13 protein-coding genes are annotated in these 18,144 nt (G+C 61.2%); 7 read left to right on the forward strand and 6 right to left on the reverse strand.

Annotated features, from left to right (window positions below):
• Nucleotides 1-285 precede the first annotated feature (285 nt).
• From HMPREF2879_RS01515 to HMPREF2879_RS01545, 7 genes are all read left to right on the forward strand, one after another.
• Nucleotides 286-990 (forward strand): RES family NAD+ phosphorylase, encoded by a 705-nt coding sequence (locus HMPREF2879_RS01515; RefSeq protein WP_083309619.1) that lies wholly within the window; start codon nucleotides 286-288, stop codon nucleotides 988-990.
• Between the two features lie 250 nt (nucleotides 991-1,240).
• Nucleotides 1,241-1,783, forward strand: a complete 543-nt coding sequence (locus HMPREF2879_RS01520) for a hypothetical protein (protein WP_049359970.1) — start codon at nucleotides 1,241-1,243, stop codon at nucleotides 1,781-1,783.
• Nucleotides 1,784-2,438: 655 nt separating this feature from the next.
• Nucleotides 2,439-4,010, forward strand: a complete 1,572-nt coding sequence (gene dacB, locus HMPREF2879_RS01525; protein WP_070634655.1) for a D-alanyl-D-alanine carboxypeptidase/D-alanyl-D-alanine endopeptidase — start codon at nucleotides 2,439-2,441, stop codon at nucleotides 4,008-4,010.
• Nucleotides 4,011-4,219: 209 nt separating this feature from the next.
• On the forward strand, nucleotides 4,220-7,357 hold the full coding sequence (locus HMPREF2879_RS01530) for a DEAD/DEAH box helicase (protein WP_070634656.1): 3,138 nt from the start codon (nucleotides 4,220-4,222) through the stop codon (nucleotides 7,355-7,357).
• 532 nt (nucleotides 7,358-7,889) lie between these two features.
• Nucleotides 7,890-9,131: an MFS transporter gene (locus HMPREF2879_RS01535; RefSeq protein WP_070593038.1), complete on the forward strand. Its 1,242-nt coding sequence runs from the start codon at nucleotides 7,890-7,892 to the stop codon at nucleotides 9,129-9,131.
• A 241-nt stretch (nucleotides 9,132-9,372) separates the two neighbouring features.
• Nucleotides 9,373-9,993, forward strand: a complete 621-nt coding sequence (locus HMPREF2879_RS01540) for a hypothetical protein (protein WP_005507641.1) — start codon at nucleotides 9,373-9,375, stop codon at nucleotides 9,991-9,993.
• Nucleotides 9,994-10,211: 218 nt separating this feature from the next.
• Nucleotides 10,212-10,943 (forward strand): metal-dependent transcriptional regulator, encoded by a 732-nt coding sequence (locus HMPREF2879_RS01545; protein WP_005504316.1) that lies wholly within the window; start codon nucleotides 10,212-10,214, stop codon nucleotides 10,941-10,943.
• A gap of 94 nt (nucleotides 10,944-11,037) precedes the next feature.
• Here the strand turns inward: HMPREF2879_RS01545 and HMPREF2879_RS01550 are convergent, their stop codons facing one another.
• The 6 genes from HMPREF2879_RS01550 to HMPREF2879_RS01575 all read right to left on the reverse strand — a co-directional run bounded on the left by HMPREF2879_RS01550 (nucleotide 11,038) and on the right by HMPREF2879_RS01575 (nucleotide 17,888).
• A complete protein-coding gene (locus HMPREF2879_RS01550) occupies nucleotides 11,038-11,922 on the reverse strand; it encodes a metal ABC transporter permease (RefSeq protein WP_049346253.1) in 885 nt (294 codons plus the stop codon).
• Nucleotides 11,923-12,747 (reverse strand): metal ABC transporter ATP-binding protein, encoded by an 825-nt coding sequence (locus tag HMPREF2879_RS01555; RefSeq protein ID WP_049346251.1) that lies wholly within the window; start codon nucleotides 12,745-12,747, stop codon nucleotides 11,923-11,925.
• 222 nt (nucleotides 12,748-12,969) lie between these two features.
• The gene (locus HMPREF2879_RS01560; protein ID WP_070634657.1) at nucleotides 12,970-13,932 is read right to left on the reverse strand and encodes a metal ABC transporter substrate-binding protein; all 963 of its coding nucleotides are present in this window, start codon (nucleotides 13,930-13,932) and stop codon (nucleotides 12,970-12,972) included.
• Between the two features lie 323 nt (nucleotides 13,933-14,255).
• Nucleotides 14,256-15,056, reverse strand: a complete 801-nt coding sequence (locus HMPREF2879_RS01565) for an exodeoxyribonuclease III (RefSeq protein ID WP_070634658.1) — start codon at nucleotides 15,054-15,056, stop codon at nucleotides 14,256-14,258.
• Nucleotides 15,057-15,252: 196 nt separating this feature from the next.
• The gene (locus tag HMPREF2879_RS01570) at nucleotides 15,253-16,062 is read right to left on the reverse strand and encodes an S-layer homology domain-containing protein (protein ID WP_070634659.1); all 810 of its coding nucleotides are present in this window, start codon (nucleotides 16,060-16,062) and stop codon (nucleotides 15,253-15,255) included.
• A 497-nt stretch (nucleotides 16,063-16,559) separates the two neighbouring features.
• Complete coding sequence (locus HMPREF2879_RS01575; RefSeq protein WP_070634660.1) at nucleotides 16,560-17,888, reverse strand: glycosyl hydrolase family 28-related protein; 1,329 nt, start codon at nucleotides 17,886-17,888, stop codon at nucleotides 16,560-16,562.
• Between the last annotated feature and the right edge of the window lie 256 nt (nucleotides 17,889-18,144).

The raw sequence follows: 18,144 nt of genomic DNA on the forward strand, positions 1-18,144 counted from the left end.
CTACAAGAGCAATGTTTCCTACATCTAAATCTTGAGGGGTTTATACCTCCTGGGTAACCCGACCTTACAGCAGGTCACCGCCTACGTTTACAGTATAAACCGGTGTTTCACAGATTTACAAGTGCGTTTAACACTATTTTGCGCTTGTGTAACTGGAATCTCTGAATTTACTGAAGACGGTGCCCCCTGGATCTGCCATATGAAAAGACGTTCTGGGAAGCTGAAAGGTCTTATGCCATATATCAATCGGGTGTCTCCAATAAATACAACAGGAGCACCCCTTACATGAAAGAAGCATTTATGCCTTTCGAACCTCGACACCTGTCGACGCTAAAACCCCCACCCGCAGACCTGAAAGCAAGCGATATACCTGTAGTATACGCAGGTCCGGGCACTGAAATTGAGACGGTCTTCCGGGTGCACAATCAAACGCAAGAAGACGAGTCGACGTCAAGTAATGTCCTGCGCGATTCTCGTCATTATTCCAGCTCCTTCCTCAAGGAGGACGGTAAAGCCGGAGGAGGCCGCTTCGACCTCCCGAAGCCTTTCGGTACATGCAATACAGCTACTGATCCTTTCACAGCCATGCATGAGTCTTTTGGACAAAAGTCTGCAGGAATTACTGTTGAGGAATTCGTGAATAAGGCAGTCACCGAGCTGCTCATCATGAAAATACTGCGACTTGCTGACTATACCAAGCCTAGTCCCTATATCGTCCCTGGCGATATAAGCGGTCCACTTGTTGGTGGATACGGCGTCACCCAGGAGTGGGCTAAGAAGATGAAAGATCTCGGTTTTGACGGGATTTATAGTCGATCTTGCCACGGTGACGGGTTTTGTGTTTACATCTTTGGGGACGGAGGAGTACACACAGACCTCCTAAAGGTAGTGGATTATCGCTCTGCTAGGGATGTCTATCGAGAGATGCAGCGCGCCGAACATTTGCCGCCTGTTATCCCCTACGAAGATATGGGCGACGATCTCCTGTAGAAACGTAGCCTTCCAGCTACTTGTGTGACAGATCCCCTTTGACCCTCGCGCATCAACTTTACGTGGGGGCAAAGGGGATTTCTGCACCTCTAAACCACATTAATTATGTGATACTAACTTTATATTAAGGCTTTATTTAGTGTATTCTAGTGGGGAGCCCCCTGCCGTATACGCACCAAATCCCTCAACTGAGGTAGGCAAGCACCTACGATATGGGGCCCCTAGTTACTAAAAACCCTGTGGAACTCCAATGGACGCCAATACCCTGACCAGCCGCGTATTTGAACCGGCCCAAAAATACATCCAATCAAGCCTTGAATCTGGTGAAATCACCGCAAGCAACGACCTTGCAGACACCCTAGCCAACGCGCTCTACACTGCAACGCAGAAGCACCTGGCAGAATACCGAAAGCCCCTCTACGCCCGTGATCTCGTCGGCAAGATGTACTCTACCGCATCAGCCCGCGAGTACCTTGGAGGTATTACCCCCCAAGCACTCAATGACCGCATCAACAAGAAAACTATCCTACGTGTCAAGGACCGCAAGGGACGCAACGGATACCCGCTATTCCAGTTCCGAGACGGCGCTATGGACCCAGACGTACAGAAAATCATCCAGACCCTACTCAAGGGCAACTTCTCTGAATGGCGAACCGCTATCTGGCTAACCATCCCCTCACCGGAATACGGTGGGAAATCCGCATTGGAATACATGAAGGAATCACCCGACAACTTCGCAATAGTCCTCTCGGATGCTGAAAACGACGTCAACGACCTGTACGCCAACTCCTAGCAGACACAAGAATCCGTCTTTAGCCTTGTACCCTAACGTCATAGAGGTTGATACCTAAAAGACAGCAGCTGGGGGCTGCCTGGTCACTCATACAGTGACCGGGCAGCCCCCAGCTCTCTCTTACCCCCTATCCCCTCATCCCTTTGGACTTCAGCGCTCACCGGTGTTATCGGAGGTAAACCTATTTCCACTTCTCCATATAGTCAGCACAGGTTAGTTCTATATTGGCAAGTAGCTAAAACAGCATTAGAGCAGCTGATTGAAGCACCGGCGAAGGTGCCCCTCCAGCTCTCACGGCACACATTAGCAACCAGACAATACCTAGATGGCGGCATTACTCCAACACATCAGAAGTCATTGAAGGGCAATTACAAGACCTGACATAACCAAGAATCTCGTTACTACGGGAAAACTGCAGACCCTTCATTGAATTTTTGGATCATAGCTGTGGGAGTCAAAGCGCTACCTCCCGAAAGCGTATTTACCTCAAACTGCCGTTAACGTTCCACCTAGTCCCGCGCCCGCCAGCGCACCCCCGCCGCCGTGTCGGGCGCTCCAGGTAGGGTTCGTGAGGGGCAGCAGGAGCGCGATATGAGCATCCCAGCACCGGCGCGTAAATTCGATAGGCACCCCATCCGCCCGCTATGCTCAAAAGATGCCTTCCAACAAGCACAACACCCAGATCACCACCCTCACCCGCCGCGCCGCCCTCACCCTCGGCGGCATGTTCCTCTTCACCGCCTGCGGATCCGCCGCAACCGAACAGAAACACCCCGAAGGTTCCGCAAGCCCCACCGGCAGTGCAACCGGCAGCCCCACCGGCACCGCCGAGGTGACCGCCTCCGCAACCCCGAGCGCCACCCCGACCCTCGCACCCGCACTGCCCGAAGCGGAACAGGAACAGCTACGTGCCGCCCTCACCGCGCTCTTCGCGGACGGCACCTACCCGCAGTACAGCCTGCTCGTCACCGGCATGGACGGCAACCTGCCCAGCATCAAGGCGGCCACCGCGCCCGCAGACCTGTACGCCGCCAACGCCGACACCGCGCGCGTGCCCGCCTCCACTTTTAAGGTGCTGACCCTGTTCGCGCTCAACCACTACGCGAACCTGCAGGCGCGCCTGCGCACCCGCGTCACCCGCGACGCTGCCGGAGTGTACCTCATGGCAGGCGGCGACACCCTGCTCAGTGCGGGCGCCTCCAACCCGAAGCAGATTGTGGGACACGCAGGCCTGGGCACCCTCGCTGAGCTGACCGTGAAGGCGCTCCTTCAGGGTGAGAAGCCGACCGCGGCACTGCCCGTCTACTTTGACGGCACCTTCTTCAGTGGCCCCGGCGTGAACCCCGGCTGGGATGACGCCGACGTGGCATCCGGCCAGATCACGCCCATTCACCCGATTGCGCTCGAATCGCACACGGTGCCGGGCAAGTCCACCGCAAGCAACCCGGTACGCCCGGATGATGCGGCGGTTGCCGCCCAGCAGGCGTTCGTGGATGCGCTCAACACCGCCGGCAAGGAATCCGGCATGAGCTTCACCCTCGCGGAGCGCCGCACCGCCCCCGCGGAAGCGGTTGAAATCGCCGCGGTCGAATCGGCAACCCTGCTGGAGCAGGCGCAGCACATGATGCTCGAATCCGACAACGTCCTCGCCGAGGTGCTCGGCCGTTGCGCCGCCGTTGCCGCCGGTAAGGAAGGCAGCGGCGAGGCGGCACAGCAGACCGTGCGCCAGGCGCTCGTGGATGCCGGCGTGAACATTGAAAACCTGGTGCAGGCAGACGTGTGCGGCATGTCGTTGACGGACCGCGTGACCGCCCGAACCCTCGTGCAGGTTGTGGCTCTGCTGAATGCTGATGAGCATGCGGAGCAGCTGATGAGCACGTTCCCGGTCGCGGGCGTGAGCGGCACTCTGTCCGGTCGTTTTGGTGCGGCGAACGCCGTGCACGCACGCACTTTTGTGCAGGCGAAGACCGGCACCCTGTACACGGTGTCTTCGCTGTGCGGTGTGGCGACCCGACCCGACGGCACCCGCCTGATTTTCGCGATTATTCTGAACGATTTGGGCGGTGCGGATGCACTGCCCGCCGCGAAGGAACGCGTGGACGCTGCCGCGGCGGCGATTGCGAACCGTTCGACCGCGCCGAGTGCTTCGGAGGCGGCTTCGGCACCCGCTTCGGAAGCGGCTTCGGCGGCAGTTTCTACCGCGGCTGCGGCGGGTGCAGCCTCCTAGCGTGTGTGCCCGGATAACCCCGAAAGCCCCTAAATCATCCCGTGCAGGTTGATTTTCTGTAGTGTTTCACGTGAAACCTGAAAATCAACCTCTCTGGGTGAGGGGTGGCACGGAGTGCTCCTGCTTCTCTCAAGTGGGGCTCGTCCCCACCCCCTGCGGCGGGGCTTCGCACCCGTCTTGTTTCTCTCTCCTCCAGCAGAAAAGTCACCATGGACCTTACCTTCACCCTCGCTGATCTGACCGCAACCTCCGCCTGCGAGCTGCGGCTCTACACCGAGCTTCAGGAACGTGCGCAGAAGCAGTCTGCCCACCCGGCCCCCGAGAAGTCCGAGCGCGCCCGTGAGGCATACCGCGAGTGCCTGCGAGTACTGACCGAGGGCGGAATGGTCGGCAGTGGGGTGGTCACCGGTGAGCATGCGGGCGGTAAGGCGCGCCCGGTGCCCCTGGCGGCAACCTCCGCGGCGGGGCTGACCTACACGGTGGAGCTCGACCGTCTGGAGTACTCGCCTGAGAACAGCACCTCCGAGAGCAATACCGCCCGAATCGTCTGCACCCCGCACCTGGGTGAGGCGGCGCATCGGGCGTTGCTGCGCGGTGCCCTGGCGGCGCACCTGCTGGCCGCCGGGGTCGCCAAGAGCGCCGAGAACGCGGTGCGCCTCGACCTGGAGCACGGCACTGAGGGATACGGCGCTGAGGAGTACGGTGCAGAGTCCGAATCGGCGACCCCGGAGCACCACTCCCTCGTTCCTCAACCTCACCGGGTTGATTCGGTGCGTATTCTGCCGCTGATTCGCCTGCAGGAGCAGCGACTCCTCCTGCTCACCCAGGCGCTGAACGAGGGCACGGAACCGGCGGAACTTGCCGAGCGCATCCCGCATTTTCTGACCTGCGGCGAGTGCCCGGCATGCCTGAACGCACACCTGAACACAGCGGCATCTCTTGCCCTCGCAACCGAAGCCCCGGAACTCGTCACCGAAGACGCTGCAGACGCCGCCGAAGACCCCGAAATCGAAGAGCATCCGGTCATGTACAGGGTGCCCGCCGCGGTGGAGAACGACAGCGAACAGTACCGCCTGCAGTGCCTGCTAGATGCCCAGCTCGCATCCCTGGAGGAGCACGCGGCGGAGCACGGCTGGGGTACCGGTGAGCTTGAGGCGGCGATGCTGCTGTCCATGACGAATTATCACCGCCGCGAGCGTGCCCCGTTCTGGCGTGAGCACATTCGCCGTCTGGAGGACGGCCCGACGGCGTGGGTGGCGAGCCGCGATTATGCGTACCTTGATCGGGTGCAGGTGCTTTCGGTGGAGCATGCGCATGCTCTTCTGAATACCCCCGCAGACCTGGAGGCGCTTGCCGCCGCCATGAAGGAGCCCGCCGAGGTCGAAGATGCCCCCGGCTGGTATCGTGTGCGCGGCGCGCAGGTGCGCCTGTTGCGTGCGCGAATTGAGGCTGACCCGAGCCTGGTGATTGCGCCCTCTGACCGTGCGGTTTTTTGTGCGTATGAGGCGGGGTTGAGCCCGCAGATTGCGCTGGACCGTATGGAGTCGCAGGTGAATTATTTCCGTGCGTCGAATCCGGGTGAGCGTGTGCCTGCCGAGTTGACGGCGACGGGTTTCTTTGGCTTGCGTGTGCTGGCTGTGACGCAGGGCGGTTTCGGTGCCGGTTCCGTGGATTCCGCAGATTCTGCAGATCCCGAAGAGGCTGCCGCAGAGTCCGGCAAGTCGACCGGCGAATCGGCTGGCGAGTTCTTGGAGGTGCTTCTGCAGGAGCGCATCCGCGTGAAGGATGAACCGCACGGTGCCCTGCCTTCGGGTATTGGTCCTGGCGATCCGGTGTCTACGGCGACGATTGAGGCGGCTCTGCAGGCCGATGTGCACGGGCTGCTGTTCAACGGCACCCTCATGCCGAGCGACCCCGTGCTTAATGGCCCCGTGCCCGGCGAGGGTTCCGAAGCTTTCAGCGAGTCCTCCGAGACTCCTGACCCGCCCCGCGCCCTGCCGAGCGTACTCGATGCGGCGGCTTCGCTGACGGGGGTGGAGAGTGCCTCCGCGGATTTGCTGTTCCGCCGCGCACCGCGCCTCAAGAGGAGCGCATCTAACGCCAAAAATGCAGAAAATCTACCCCGTGAGGTTGATTTTTCCGGCTCTAACCTGCCCACGGTGGATGCCGTGCACGCGGCGGTTCGCGCTCTCGATCATTCCTATGTGGCGGTTCAGGGCCCTCCGGGTGCGGGTAAGACCTTCCTCGCCTCGCACGTGATTGCGCGTCTGGTGGCTGAGGGCGCAAAGGTGGGCGTGGTGGCTCAGTCGCATGCGGTGATTGAGAATCTCATATTGGCGTGCTGTGCCCGTGATGGTTTTGATGTTTCGCGTGCGGTGCGTCTGCGCGGCAAGTCGGTGACCCCGGACGCCCCGTGGTCCGAGGTGTCTGATGCTGAGCTGGTGGAGCTGATTTCCGGTGAGGGCGGTCTGCTGTTTGGCGGCACGGTGTGGGATTACGTGAGTGAGCGTCGCGTGCCCGCCGGGTCGCTGGATGTGCTGGTGGTTGATGAGGCTGGCCAGTTCTCGTTGACGAATACGGTGGCGGCGGCTCGTGCGGCGCGTTCGGTGCTGCTGCTGGGCGATCCGCAGCAGTTGCCGCAGGTGTCGACGGGTGTGCATCCGTACCCGGTGGATGTTTCGGCACTGGGCTGGTTGTCTGATGGTGCGGCGGCGCTGGATCCTCGTTTTGGCTATTTCTTGGGTGAGTCGTGGCGCATGGATTCGGCGTTGTGCGAGCGGGTTTCGTGGCTGTCGTATGATGGCGCGTTGGCGAGCGCGGCGGCGACCGCCGGTCGTGCCCTGCAGGGCGTTGAGCCGGGTCTGGTGTCGTATCCGGTGGAGCATGTGGGCTGTTCGGTGCGTTCTGTGCAGGAGGCGCAGGCGGTGGTGGATTGCGTGCGCGAGTTGTTGGGCAGTGAGTGGGTTCCGGCGGCTGGTGCTGAGCCGCGCCCGTTGGCGGCGGAGGATTGCATTGTGGTGGCGGCGTATAACGCGCAGGTTGATTGTGTGCGTGAGGCGCTGATTGCTGCTGGTTTGGCGGATTCTTCAGGTGCTGGCGTGCGTGTGGGTACGGTGGATAAGTTCCAGGGTCAGGAGGCTGCGGTGGTGTTGGTGTCGTTGGCATCGTCGCGGGTTGATTCTGGGCGCGGTGCCGGGTTTGTGCTGTCGCCGAATCGTTTGAATGTGGCGGTGTCGCGCGGTCAGTGGCAGGCGGTGTTGGTGCATTCGCCGTGGGTGGCGCGTTCGGTGCCGCAGGATGTTGAGGAGGTGCTGGCTCTGTCGGGCTTCGCGGGCCTGGTGGAGTAGCACCCCTAGTGCGGCCCTTATTCTGCGCTCTTCTACACTCCCCCACCCGCTGCGTTGCGGGGCTGACTGTAACAGGGTCTGGCGGTGTGGATTGGCGGAGCCTGGTTGCGGGCGTCTTTGGTGTGCCCGGAATCGGGTCAGCCGGGTTTAGTCAGGGCTCAGCCGGGCGGAAGCACCAAGAATGAATTATAGTCAAACTAACCCTAATGTCAATACTCAAAATGAGGAAAGTTTTTCAACCAGCGTTCATGTATATGATTAACATCTCTTATAGAATCTAAAGTATCGCGCGACACACTTCTTGTGCGGGGGTGGCTCCCGATGAGCCGCCCAGTGCATCCTCAACCACCCCGTGATGACCGGCGGGCCCGTCATGACCGGCGGGCACAGGCGAAAACAAGCGAATACAGGCAGGCACAGCCGGCTGTCGGGGTATTCACTCATACGATTGCGCGCTACGAATTGCGCACAATGAACTACGCACGACGGACTGCACGCCGCGCGACACCCAACCCCATCGTGGAGGTCCCCCATGAGTGTCAACACCGAGCTACTCAAGAATAGAGATTTTCGAAATACTCTCTTTGCCATTGGAGCCAACCAGCTCTCAGACTCGATGAGCTATATCACCACGCCCATCATTATTTTGGCGCTGACCGGCTCCCCCGAAGCTGCGAGTATCACCCTCTTCGTCGCGGGTGTTCTCGCCACCTGCGCCGGAGCAATATCTGGAACGTGGGTCGACAGAATCGGCCCCTCAAAGTGCCTGGCACTGTCCTGTATCGGCCAGTCACTGTCCTGGATAGCGATTCTTCTCTACCTCGTTTTCAACGTCACCAATATTTACGTTTTGGTGATCACGATTTCTCTCGCCGCTATCATTTCCACCTTTGACTACCCGAGTGAACAGTCCATCATCACCCGTGTAGTCCCCAAGGAACACCTGGGGTACGCCTCCGGTATGGGTGAGACGCGCGAGTCCACCGCTAACCTGCTGGGCGGCCCGGTCGCCGGTATCATTATCGGCTTCTCGACCGTGCTCATGACCGCAGTTCACGCGGTCGTCAACCTGCTGGCATTCATCGTCGCGCCCAAGAGCTACGGCGCTAGTCGGCAGCCCGCAGAAGAGGAGGAAGGCGAGAAAACCAGCTTCTGGCAGGACTCAAAAGCCGGTTTCGAGTACATCCTGAAGAACAAGGTGCTGGTGTCAATTGCGTTCGTTTCAACGCTTGCGAACTTTGGAACGGTCGGTATTCCGCTCACCTTCATCTACTACTACACCCTGGAGGGCGCACACCCGCTCTTCATCGGTATCTTTGCGAGCGCCTTCGGCGTGGGCGTGCTGCTCGGTTCGTTCCTGGTCGGTCCGCTGACCGAGAAGTTTGCGCTCGGCCCGCTCGGTATCACCTCCCTGGCCATCATGTCGGCGTGCTACCTGTTGCTGCCGGTGGTTCATTCGATGCTGTGGGCGGTGTGCCTGCTGATTGTGCTGGCGGGTATTGTGCTCCCTTCCTTCAATTCGAGCATCATTGCGTACATTAACGCATCCACCCCGGAGCACATGATCGGTCGCGTGCACTCGGTGCAGGGCATCCCGAATATGGCGCTGACCCCGCTGGCTGTTCTGCTGGCAGGCTTCCTCATTGTTGATTGGGGTATTACGTACACGGCGCTGTTCTACGCGGTGTTCATTTTCCTGTCGCTGGTGGTGATGGTATTCCAGAAGCCGCTGCGTCAGCTGCCGCATATCTCGCAGGTAACGAACGCACAGTAGTTCCGCGGTAGCCCCGTCTATCAACTCCACTCAACGCCCCCGAAAGCGAATAATTCAACGTGCACTTGCATGAAAATTATTTTCCTTTCGGGGGTGTTCTACGTCCTTTCGAGGATTTCTGCACACAGTGCATGCTCACGATAATTCCCCTTATCAATGCGCATTTTTAGGGGTTTAAATGTTGCCGGTATTACGGCGAACCTTACGCCGCTTGTTGAAGGTTTTACGGCATAATAGGAAGGTGTTCGTTCTAACCTTTATTCAACGTTCCGCACAGCACTCACTCACTGCACTGTCGGACGAACTCGCAAAGCTCAACCCGCGTGTTGCCTTCGCCCAGACATACCCTGACGAAATTCAGGGCGCCTTCGACCGCGCCAGCGACGCACTCCACGCGGCGCTCATTGCCGCGCGCGATAACGGCTTCTGGGTCGGCATCGGAATCGGCGAGCTCAACATCCCCCGATTCGCAGGCGCACTCGGCGCCGTCAGCACCACCGACTGCACCGGCGACGCCCTCGAATTCTCACGCCTCGCCGTCGAAGAAGCACAGGGAGGCGCACCCGTACGCTGCATCAGCGTCAGCGCCGACAACCGCCATCTCGCCGACCTCGCCGCAGGCTCCGCACGCCTGCTCTACCGCGTATGCGCCGACCGCACCGACGCCGAATGGCGCGTAGTAAACCTGCTCGTACCCGGCGTACGCGGCCAGCAGAAGGCCGCCGCAACCGCACTCGGCATCACCACCCAGGCGGTCAGCCGCACCCTCGTCCGCTCCCTCTGGCATGAGGAGCAGGCGGCACGCGGTGCGCTCATCGAGCTGCTGACCCGTATTGACCGTTCGCGCCGCCGCGCCACCTAACCGCCGCCGCGCCCCCCTCATTCTTTCGCGCCTGTCAGCCTTCGTACCTGGTACCTGCCAGCCTTTAGTGCCTGCCAGCGCGGAACCGAACACCTGATCCCGCCCGTGATGGTCGCCCCCTGCCAGGGGTGAACTATCCGGGCGGGACGCTTTTTAAACCCGCGCTGAATACCCTGCAGCTCGACGGGCAAAACCAGAGAAAAGGTAGACTTATCTTTATGCCTCTCTCAGAACTTTCCGTCAGCACCCAGAACTATCTCAAGGAAATCTGGAGCCTCGAAGAATGGACCAAAACCCCTGCCACCGCATCCGCCCTGGCAGAACGCATGGGTCTGCGCATTTCTTCGGTATCTGACGGCCTCAAGCGCCTCGCCGCCGCCGACCTGATTGAGCATCAGCCCTACGGCGCTATTGAGCTCACTGAAACCGGCCGCTCCTACGCGCTGGCGATGATTCGCCGCCACCGCCTCATTGAGACGTTCCTCGTGGAGACCCTCGGCTACACCTGGGACCGTGTGCACGACGAGGCGGAGGTTCTGGAGCACGCGGTATCCGACTTCATGGTGGACCGCATCGACACCCTGCTGGGGCACCCGACCCGCGACCCGCACGGCGACCCGATCCCGGACTCTTCGGGGCATATTAGTTTTCCGCAGACCGTGCCGCTGAGCCAGTGCGAACCCGGCGAAACAGTCGTGCTCGAACGCATCAACGATGACGACCCGCGCCTGCTGCGCTACCTGCAGGGCCACGGTTTTGTGCCCGGCGTGCGCCTGCACATTGAGGAGGGTGCGCCCTTCTCGGAGGCGGTGAACGTGAGCGTGGTCGGTGCCGGTTCCGGCAACCTGCACGAGACGGACGCGGCCGGTGCGGTGAAGCCCGGCGGTACCATTATTCCGTTGGGTGCGGAGGCGACCGCCTCCCTGTTCGTGTCCCGCACGGTGCGCTAGATACAGGGCGGTAGCGGCACCCTAGAATTTCAGAAAATAGCGCTAGGCGGAGGTCCCATGAAGGGCCTCCGCCTAGCGCTGTATTGAGTTAGTTTTAGGAAGCTGAGGGCTCAGTTTTCGTTGCGGCAGTGCTGAGTCGGCGGGCGCGCATCCTGCCCAGCAGACCGTAGCGCGGGGCGAATACGTACGCCAGGGCGAACAGTATGCCCTGCGTGACGACCACGGCACCACCGGGGGATACGTCCGCGTAGTAGCTGGCGTACAAGCCGGTCAGCGTGCCCACCAGGGAGACTCCCACGCTCACCGCGAGCATCGGCACGAACCGGTCCGTGATGAGGCGCGCGGTGGAGCCGGGGATGACGAGCATCGCCACGACCAGCACCACACCCACGATCTGCAGTGCCACCACGGAGGTTAGCGCCAGCATAATGAGCAGCAGCGCGCCGAGCAGACGCGGACGCAACCCCACCGCCTGCGCAAAGCCCGGGTCGAAGGCGTACAGCACGAAGTCGCGGCGCTTGACCAGCAGCACGGCGGCAACAATCACCGCGAGGATGGCGACCTGCCAGACGTCCGACCAGGACACGCCCAGCACGTTACCGAAGAGAATATGGTTCAGGTCGGTATTCGACGGCGTAACCGAAATCAGCACCAGACCGAACGCAAACATGGTCGTGAACACGATGCCGATCGCGGCGTCCTCGCGCACGCGGCCGCTGCGCCGCACCCCGCCGATAAGAGTTACCGCCACGAGGGCGGCAACCACCGCACCCACTGCGAAGGGCGCACCAAAAATATAGGCGAGCACCACACCGGGTAGCACCGCGTGCGAAATGGCATCCCCCATAAGTGACCAGCCGAGCAGCACGAGCCAGCAGGAGAGCAGAGCGCAGACGGCGGCGGCAAGCACGGTGACCACGAATGCGCGGAGCATGAAGGGCAGGGTCAGCGGCTCCACCAGAAAGTTGAGGATGTCCATTTAGTTCTTCCCTTCCACAGAGCTGATCGTAGTAGTGCCGGAGGTAGCAGCGCCGGTAGCGACCGACGCGCCGGCGTCCACTTCCATGCCGAAGGCACGCACCAGGTTCTCGGGGGCGAGCACCTTCTCGGGGGTGTCGTGCATCAGAATATCGCCGCGTAGCAGTAGCGCCTCGTCGGCGAACTGGCGCAGGCTCGCCAAGTCGTGCGTGGAAACCAGCACGGTCGCGCCCTCGTCACGCAGCTGTTCGATGACCTGAATGAGCATCGCTTCGCTACGCTTGTCCACGCCGGCGAAAGGCTCATCCAGCAGCAGCAGCTGGGCGCCCTGAGCGATAGCGCGTGCCACGAAGGCGCGCTTACGCTGACCGCCCGAAAGCGCCCCAATCTGACGGTCGGCAAGGTCGGTCAGTTCCACGCGGGCGAGCGCCTCATCCACGGCGGCACGGTCTGCGGCACGCAGGCGGCGGGTGATGCCGAGGTTGCGGTAGCGTCCCATGCTGACCACCTCGCGCACGGAGATGGGGAAGGTCCAGTCGATTTCTTCGCTCTGCGGCACGTAGCTGACGAGCCCGGCGCGGTGATGGTGCGCGTTCTTGCCGCGGCTGCCACGGTTACCGCCGACGGGCTGCCCGTCGAGGGTGATGCTGCCGGCGTGCATGGGTACGACCCCCATGATGGCTTTGAAAAGGGTGGATTTGCCGGAGCCGTTCATGCCGATCAGGCCGCAGATACGCCCGGTGTCCAGGGTGAAGGATGCGCCAGTGAGGGCGCGGACTGGCCCGTAGTTCACGTGCACATTTTCGCAGCTGAGAAGAGTGCTCATTCCTTGTGTTCTTTCTGGTGGTCACCGTATGCGTGGGGCGGGTGTACTTGCTTGCGTGTTGCTGAGTGGGTGCTGTGTGAGCGAGTGTTAACGGCGTGGGAGGAGCGGAGCCAAGAAGGCGACGCCCCTCCTATCCTATCGGGGGTTTGGGGTTTACCCAGGGTTTTCGATGCCGGGGTTGGCCCGGGTTTATGCCGGGTTTATTCGGGGTTTATGCCGGGTTTAGGAGTTGCCCTTGAGGCCCGCAACGATGGTACGTGCGTCGTAGCGGATCATGTCCAGGTAGGTGGGCACGGGGCCGTTCGCCTCGGAGAGCGAGTCCACGTAGAGCACGCCGCCGAATCGTGCGCCGGTGGCGTCTGCGACCTGGCGCATCGGGTTATCAGAGACGGTGGATTCGCAGAACACGGCGGGAACCTGGTTCTCGCGCACGTAATCGATCGCGGAGGAAATCTGCGAGGGGGTCGCCTGCTGTTCGGAGTTGACCGCCCAAATGTACTTTTCCTTCAGGCCCGCGTCTGCCGCCAGGTAGGAGAAGGCGCCTTCGCAGGTGACCAGTGCGCGCTGGTTCTCGGGCAGGGTAGAGATTTCCTTGACGAGCTCGTCACGCACGCCCTGCAGCTGCTTCTTGTAGGCTTCACCGCGGGACTTGTAGTCGGCGGCGTGGCTCGGGTCGAGGGCGCTAAATTCGCGAATCATCACGTCCACGTACTTCTGTACGTTGCTGGGGCTCATCCAGGCGTGGGGGTTGGGCTTGCCCTCGTAGGCATCCTCGGTAATGGAGATGGGCGTGACCCCCTCGGAGACGGTCACGTGCTTAGCATGGGATTCTTCAACGAACTTCGCGAACCAGGATTCGAGGTTCAGGCCGTTGTCGAGCACCAGGTCGGCGGCGTGCGCCTTCTTCAGGTCGGAGGGGGTGGGCTCGTACTCGTGAATCTCGGCGCCGGGCTTGGTGAGGGATTCGACATTCAGGTCGTCGCCTGCCACGTTGCGGGCGATGTCTGCGAGCACGGTGAAGGTGGTGAGCACGGTCTTCTTGCCGCTGCTGCTCTTAGCGCCTTCGGTGGTGCTGGCGGTGCTACCGCAGCCGGTGAGTACGAGTAGCAGGGTGAGTGCGAGGGCGGCGCAGAGCGCCTGGATGAGGCGGCGTGCGTTGCTGCCTGCGGGGGTGAGAGCGTTCATGAGGCATCCTTCATTGGAAGTCACGGGTTTGAGTATGTGGTTGATGTGTGGAATTTGCCGCGCCGGGACGCTAGGGACACGGTTGTGTCTGCGCAGGCATCATAATGCGCTTTTGCCTGTCGTCCCGGGCGGAATTTAACAATAGTTCGGCTAGCCGAACTTTTCAACTAAGCCACACAGAAAACCTTGAAATATTGGCAGAAACCCAGGGGCAGGCACGCAGAAACACAGGGCAGAAGCACCAGCAGATACAGCAAGGAGGCGAGGGACCCCTCCCCCGCTTCCTTACTGCACGCGGTTCTACGGCAAGCTATACGCTCCGTTTAGTCGGCAATCTCAACCACGACCGGCGTGTGGTCGCTTGCGCCTTCACCGGCGCGCTCCACCTTATCGATCCAGGCACGTTCCACGCGTGCGGCAAGCGCAGGCGAGAACAGCTGAAAGTCAATGCGCATGCCCTCATCCTTGGTGAAGCGGCCCGCCTGGTAGTCCCAGTAGGTGTACTCGCCCGGAGTGTGCGGGCGTACTACATCCACCATGCCCTCTTCGAGTAGGGCGGCGAAGGCGCGGCGTTCGGGTGCGGAAACGTGAGTCATTTCGTTGCGCAGGAAGTAGTCAATATCCCACACGTCGGCGTCTTCGGGGGCGACGTTCCAGTCACCGACCAGGGCGAGCTGCGACTGCGGGTTAGCAGCCAGTTCGTTGTGCACGTTCTGACGCAGCGCCTCCATCCAGCGGAGCTTGTAGTCCATATGCGGGTCGGTCAGGCCGCGGCCGTTGGGCACGTAGAGGCTCCAGACGCGCACGCCGCCGCAGGTCGCACCGATCGCGCGCGCCTCCAGCACCTCGGGTTCGCCGGGCTTACCGAAGTGCGGCTGATTATCGAAGCCGCGCTGCACATCTTCGAGGCCAACTCGGGAGGCGATTGCCACGCCATTCCACTGATTCAGGCCGAAGTGCGCAACCTCGTAACCCATGAATTCGAAGAGGTCGAAGGGGAAGGTTTCGTCCTTGGTTTTGGTTTCTTGCAGGGCGAGCACGTCAACGTCGTGTTCGTCGAGCCAGTCTTCGACGCGGTTCTCACGGGCGCGGATTGAGTTGATGTTCCAGGTGGCAATCTTCATGCCTTCTAGCTTAGCGGGTGCAGAGCAGGCGCCTCTCATTGCGCGGAGGCGATTGCGCGGCGGCATGGGCGCTCGCAATCAACCAGAACAGCACACCGCCCGCCTGCGTAACCCATTGGGTCGCACCGGCGGGCGGTGAATATATGCGCTAGTCAGCGCTGAATCTAGTTAGCACTGAATCTGGTCGGTATTACTCCTAGTCAACGGCGGGAGTGCCCACAACCTTCAGGCCCTTATCGCCGTACGCCTTGAGCATGTACAGGGCGTCGGAGAAGTACAGGGGGCTGGCGGGGTCCACCACGTCTGCCGCGCCGTCACCGTCGCGGTCCACTTCGGGGTAGGCGCCGAGCGTGCGGGCTGCCCAGCGGTTTTCGGTCTTGAACTGCTCAGTCTTCTTGACTTCGGCACGTAGCGGACGGCGGATCTGGCGCAGGCGCGCGGCACCGTCGGGGCTACCTGCGGCGCGATAGAGGAACGCGGCGAGGGTGTGGCGGGTGGCGTAGTCGTCCGGGTGGAAGAGCCCGTCATCCCAGCCGGAGGTGATGCCCGCGTCCGCCGCCCAGATGTAGGCGGGGTAGTCCGGGTCGGTGGTTGCCACATCCTTGTAGGGGGAGGTCTTGGGCAGGTTCTTGACGGTCGGCGATCCCGCCATGCGGTAGAGCATGCGCACCAGCTGGCCGCGGGTGACGGTTGCGGTGCTGTGGCGGCGAGTGACGGTGTATTCTTCGCTGTCGAGGTAGCCGTGGCAGACCGCCCACACGCCGGGGGTGGCACTCATGGTGCCAAGGAAGTTGGCGACGCATTCTACGTAGCTGGGATCGTCCTTGGGCTGCTCTGTCTTGATGACGAGCTGCAGGTTCACTGCGGGTTCTGCAGCGTGGGCGGCAGGCTGTGCGCTCACCGCGGAGGTGACGGGTACGGCACCGAGGGCGAGGGCGAGGGCGAGAGCGAAGGTGCGGCGTGCGCGAGTGGTGGGTGTGAGTGCTCGGGAGATAACCGGAAGCATGGGCTGTCCTTATGTAATTGTGGTTGGGAACCGGCCGGAAGGAACCGATTTTTGGGTCGACCGCGGGGTCGCCAATGGAGCGAATAAGAAAAGGGGAAAGGAGTGCGTTGAGGAATAGTGAGAAGCGGCAATGAATAGGGGCTGACGTGCGGCGATACGCGGTTTTGGTGTGCACCAATGATGTGCGTGTTCCACATACTGTCGCACGGCTATGGCGGTGCACAGTGAATGGACTGTTTTACACCGCCATAGAAAGTTTAAAGTACATATTAATATTTTATTCAATATTTAATTGAGACTTTTATCAACTAAAAATTAAACATTGTTCTAAACGACAAAGCAGCTGCGAATGGTATGTATTCCATTCACAGCTGCTTTGATTTTTAGCTGATATATAGCGGTATAACGCGCCCACTAGGGCACACGCGCCTCCCTCACGATTCACAGGAAAGTCCCGAACCGGTTCGGGCGTGTCTAGTAGCGACCGTCAGCCTCTACTAGCCGCGCATCACGTTATAAGCTTCCTTGGTGAGCTGACCGGCGGGCGAGGTGGAGTGGCGCAGTTCCTCAACCTCAATGACCACGTTCGCGCCAATCTCGCCGGTGATGTACACGCGGCGGCCGAGCATATTACCCTCACCGATGCGGTCGTCCTTGGCGGTACCTTCAGTGATGCGCAGGTCGTAAATCTTGTTTTCAATGTAGAAGCCGTACAGGGAGGCAGGCTTCTCCGGCGGGTTGTAGGAGACGGGCGCGACCATGCGGGTACCGCGCGCGTTACGGCTGATGTACCAGTTGGCGGCCTCGTCGGCACCGGCGGCACCGCTGACGGTGCCAGCCCAGCTGGAGCCTTCCGCTTCGCATCCGATGAAGACGTTGTGCGCCCACTCAACGATCCAGCCGTGACCCGCGTTGGAGCGGGCGGTGCAGCCGATGAACATGTTGCGTTCACCCTGCACGATCCAGCCTGCGCCGGCGTGGCGGGTGGCGGGCTCGTAGAGGGCGTACTTGTTGCTGGTGCGGTGGTTGCTGTTGCTGGAGCAGTTCTCGAACTTAGCCTGCGCCGCGTACACCTCGATACCGGCGTAGGAGCCGCCGCTGAGATTCGCCTCGGCAACGTCGATACCGCGCAGCTTATTGTCTGCCGCGCCGGAGTTCTGGCCTTCGTTGGGGCGGCGGGGGTGACCGGCGGGCTTGCCGAGCAGCAGGCCCTGGTTGAGGGTGCGGCGGATGGTCACGTCGTCAATTTTCATGCCCTGGTCATCCAGACCGAGCACGGCAACGCCGATGGCGGTGTCCCAGACTTCCACACCGGCGATAACGGGCACGATGTCCGGTTCGTTGAGCAGGTCGCCGGTCAGGTGGGTGTGGAAGATGACGCCGGCGACGTTATTCAGCGGGGCAGTGTGCGCATCGAGCGGGTAGCTACTGATGGGGGTATTTGCGGCGTTGGTGCGGATGTGCAGGTTGCGTACGCCCATACGCATGGGCTTGTTGGCGTTGTAGTTGCCGTAGACGGGGGTGGTGTAGCTGCCGACGTGGAACACGCCGGTGTATTCGGTGTGGCCGTTGGCGGTGGTGGGGATGGCGCGGTCGGAGTGCGCGATGACGACGGTTGAGGAGCCGTAGCCGAAGATTTCGACGCGGTGCTTGATGTCGATGAAGGGGTAGGAGACGCGGTAGATGCCGCGGGGTAGTTCTACGGATCCGCCGCCGCGTGCGGCGACAGCGTCGACGGCACGCTGGATGGCTACGGTGGAGTCTTTGGCACCGGTGGGGTCTGCGCCGTAGTTGATGGCGTTGATGCTCATGGGCGTATCGGGCATGAGGGGCTCAATTCTTTCGATGGATACCGCGTTCGGTGCTGAAGGCGGCGTGGTGAGTGAATTGAGTGAATACGGCAGTATGCGGTGAATACGGTGCTGCGTGGGTGCAGTGTTGAGTTTGTGTGGTGCGGTGTGTTGGGCGCATTTCTGCGGGTGTGTTGGCGTGTGCGAGTCTGTGCACCGGCAGACCTGCCTTCTGCTCAAGGGTACCGCATTGGGCGTGTGGAGGCGATGACCGGGCACTGTGATGCCCACT

The organism is Rothia sp. HMSC069C04 (assembly GCF_001812895.1).
GTDB lineage: Bacteria > Actinomycetota > Actinomycetes > Actinomycetales > Micrococcaceae > Rothia.